The sequence below is a fragment of the Polaribacter sp. genome (assembly GCF_965656025.1).
Taxonomy (GTDB): domain Bacteria; phylum Bacteroidota; class Bacteroidia; order Flavobacteriales; family Flavobacteriaceae; genus Polaribacter.
The window spans coordinates 16,404-20,268 of the sequence record NZ_CBFHJT010000040.1; the positions used below are offsets into that span (position 1 = coordinate 16,404).

A 3,865-nucleotide genomic window follows, 5' to 3' on the forward strand; every position below is an offset into this window, starting at 1 on the left:
TACGTGAATTTAATATTTTTTTCTTTTAAAAAAGCCTTTGTATCTAAACAACTATGGCAACTATCACTACCATAAACAATCATATTTTTTGTTGTTGATTCTTTTTTATCATGAATCACTTTTTGTGCATTGCTGTAAAGTGAGGTTAATAAAAGGATTGCAGTTATTAAATGTTTCATTTTAAAATATTTTTAGAATTTGATGATGATTGTTTTACTTTTTTTTAAAAAGTAGAGCCAATAAATTTCTCATTGGCTCCACTTTTAATTCAAATCAATAAAAAATAACAAACTTTCTTTTAAAAACTATATTGTAATGTCATTGTTGTAGAACGTCCAGAAATTGTTCTTGCAGCCGCTAAACCACCTGCTAAATTTCCATTTCCTTCTACTTCTGTAACACCAATTGTATCGAATAAATTATTTGCATTTACACTTAAAGATAATCCTTTTGTTAAGCTAACTCTAGCGATTGCATTAATATACGCATAACCTGGCATTACAAGGTCATTGTCATCTTGTGCAAAAGATTTAGATGTACCTAAAACAGTGATTCCTAATAGGTGTTGTTTTTCTGCTCCAAAAGAGTATGTTGGTGCAAAATTGTAAACAAAATCTGCTTGTCTTCTTGGTTTATTACCTTGGTTAACACCACCATCAATTTCTGCTTTTGTATACGTAACAGAGCCATTTATGCTAAAATCTCCAAGTCTATATGCAGATTCTACTTCTAAACCTAAAGCTTTAAATGGGTTACCTACAGTTCTGTTTAACTCGTTACTAATACCTTCGTCTGTATTACTTAAAAAACCTGTAACATTTAAAACACCATTATCTAACCTCTTTTTTAAACCAACTTCAAATTGAGAAATCTCATCAAACTGCACATCTCCTAAGCCATCTGCACCATAATTATTTCTATCTGCAGCTCTACCAGAAGCACCTTTACTATATCTTCCAAAAACAGCAGCACCATCATTTAATTTATAGTTTAAACCAGCAGAGAAAGAAACAAAATTATAATCATCGCTTATAGCTTGCCCAGGGTTGCCAGCAATTGTAGGTATTGTTTCTTCAAAAGGACTAATTACACCATCACTGTTATAATCGAAACCAATTAAATCTCCATTTGCGTCTAAATTACTTAATTGACCTGAGTTTATAGTTCCGTTAACATTTACGTTTTCGAAACGAATACTACCATCAAAATTTAATTTTTCAGAAATTTCTGCATCTACACCTACGTAGGGAGAATTTACATTATGTACCGTGTTGTATTTTCTTTGACAACAGTTACCCCAAACTGGCTGACCAAAAGAATAAGCACCTCCTTGAGAGAAACCATCAAAAACACCTAATCTAGCTTTACCACCTCCTGCTACTTCAGAAATTGCAGAACTCCATTGCCATCCTATTTTAGTATTTTGTGTAGCAGAGAACATACCTACTGTAACTCCGATGTTATCATTAATTGCTTTGGTAACTTTTACATCACTAAAAAAGTTGCTTAAATCTTCGATAGTTACATCAAAATACCTTAAGTCTTGAGCTAATCCATTTGAAGGGTTAAATGGTGAACCATCTTGATAAGTTAAAGCACCAGTTGCGCCAGAAGCACCTCTTACTAAAGCTTCTATATCTGCTACAGTACCAACATTTGCAGTAAATGGAGCATTCCATTGTCCTGAATTGTTAGAATATCTTGCTTTACCATTTACTTTCCAATCATCACCTAAGTCAAAAGAAAATTCTGCACCTATAGCTTTACTAACTGGGTTGTTACCATTTCTCATATCATTTTGAGTAGGGTTTCCATCATAAACACTATATGTATTTTGAATGTTTGTAGAATGTGGAGTATCTGAAGTAATATCAAAACCTGGTAAATTGCCAAAAGTAGGATCAGCATTTGTACCTGTTAATTTTACTGGCATTGGCATATACATTACAGATCTGTCATTTAAAAATTTAAAATAGGTACGTACATAACCTTTTTTAAACTCTTTTGTAATGTTTGCTTTTATTTGACCACCTTTATTACCTTGGTAACCTATATTTCTTGGTCCTTCACCAACTCGCATAAAACCACCAATGTGATAATATAAACCTTCTGCAATTGAAGTACCATATTCAAAATCTAACCTGCTTGATTGAAAGTCTAAACCATAAGTTGCGCCTATGCTACCACCTTCTATACGACCAGTTTTACTAATCATGTTTATAATACCTGCAGGACCATTAGAAGTTTGCGTAGAAGCAGAACCACCTCTAATAGCTTCAACTCTACCTATATTAGAATCTATACGTAAAAAGTTATCTGCATTACCAAAAGAAGTATCTCCAAATAACATAATTGGTAAACCATCTTCCTGCAATTGTAAATATCTCGATCCACCAGATGAAACTGGCACACCACGTACATTAAAGTTGGCATTACCCTCACCACCTGAAGATTCTGCACGTATACCAGGTATACTTCTAAAAAGTTCGCCCGAAGATCTTGGAGATGCTTGTTGTATCTGTTTAATACCTACAGTAGAAACAGAAATACTTGATTCTATTTTAGATTTTGGATTTACAACACCAGTTACTATAATTTCGTCTAAAGATTGTGCGTTTTCTTTAATAACAATGTTTAAAGTTAACTTACCATTTACTGTAATATCCTTTTTAAAATTATCGAATCCTATATAAGATGCAATAATTGTGTAGCTACCATTGTCTACATTTTTAATTTCGTAGTTCCCATCAAAATCTGAACTTGTTCCTTTTGTAGTGCCCTCTAAATAAATACTTACACCAGGAATAATTTCACCTTTTTGATCTTTTACAGTACCAGAAATTGTTGACTGTGCAACAAAAGCTGTTGTTGATAGTAACAATACCATCAATAAAGCTATTCTAAATTGTAATTGTTTTTTCATTTTAAATGTGAATTTAATAAAAAGTTAATTGTTTTGTTGTCAAATGTATTTTTATAAGTAAAATAATTATCAAGTAAATAAATCGAAAACGTTTTCGATTTACCGAAAACGTTTTCGATTGGGATAATTTACTATATTTATCAGGTAATTAAACAAACAAATTTTAAAACATATTATTTTATTTTGGTAACATTAAAACAAATAGCAGAAGAATTAGGTATTTCTATTACTACAGTTTCTAAAGCATTAAAAGAATATCCAGATGTTAGTAAGAAAACACGAAAATTAGTAAGAGAAACAGCAGCAAAATTAAATTATAAACCTAACTCTTTTGCTGTAAATTTAAGAACAAAAGAGTCGAAAACCATTGGTTTAATAATACCAGAAATTGTACATCACTTTTTTTCTAGTGTTATTAAAGGCATTATTTCTCAAGCAGAAAAAAAAGGATATTTGGTAATTACATTGCAATCTAATGAATCTTATGAGTTAGAAAAACAACAATTAGACCTACTATTAAATAAAAGAGTTGATGGTATTTTAATTTCTTTGGCAAATGCTACTGGAAGTTTTAAACATTTTAATGAAATTTTAGAACAAGGTACACCTCTAGTAATGTTTGATAAAATTGCAAAAGTTGTAAAATGTTCTAAAGTAATTATAGATGACAGAAAAGCAGCATACAAAGCAACACAGCACTTAATTGATATAGGTTGTAAAAGAATTGCTCATTTTAGGGGCCCTTTATTACCACAAAATTCTATAGATCGTTTTTTAGGGTATAAACAGGCTTTAACAGATAATAATATAGAATACGATGCATCTTTGGTTTACTTATTGAATGATATGAGTTTTGAAGAAGGAAGTTTTTTTGCAAATAAGTTACTAAAAGATCATAAAGATGTAGATGGTATTTTTATTAATACAGATTTAGTTGCTATA

The 3,865-nt window shown here is 30.8% G+C and carries 2 protein-coding genes; one reads left to right on the plus strand and one right to left on the minus strand.

Going from position 1 to position 3,865, the window contains the following annotated elements:
* Nucleotides 1-298 precede the first annotated feature (298 nt).
* The gene (locus ACTG3S_RS08975) at nt 299-2,923 is read right to left on the minus strand and encodes a TonB-dependent receptor domain-containing protein (protein ID WP_439129020.1); all 2,625 of its coding nucleotides are present in this window, start codon (nt 2,921-2,923) and stop codon (nt 299-301) included.
* A 180-nt stretch (nt 2,924-3,103) separates the two neighbouring features.
* Between ACTG3S_RS08975 and ACTG3S_RS08980 the strand changes: the two genes are divergently transcribed.
* The coding region (locus ACTG3S_RS08980; protein WP_439129031.1) for a LacI family DNA-binding transcriptional regulator at nt 3,104-3,865 on the plus strand (762 nt) is incomplete at its 3' end.

What these genes read in the sequence shown, in the direction of transcription:
- ACTG3S_RS08975 (WP_439129020.1), bottom strand. Translation starts at nt 2,923, where the DNA reads ATGAAAAAACAATTACAATTTAGAATAGCTTTATTGATGGTATTGTTA.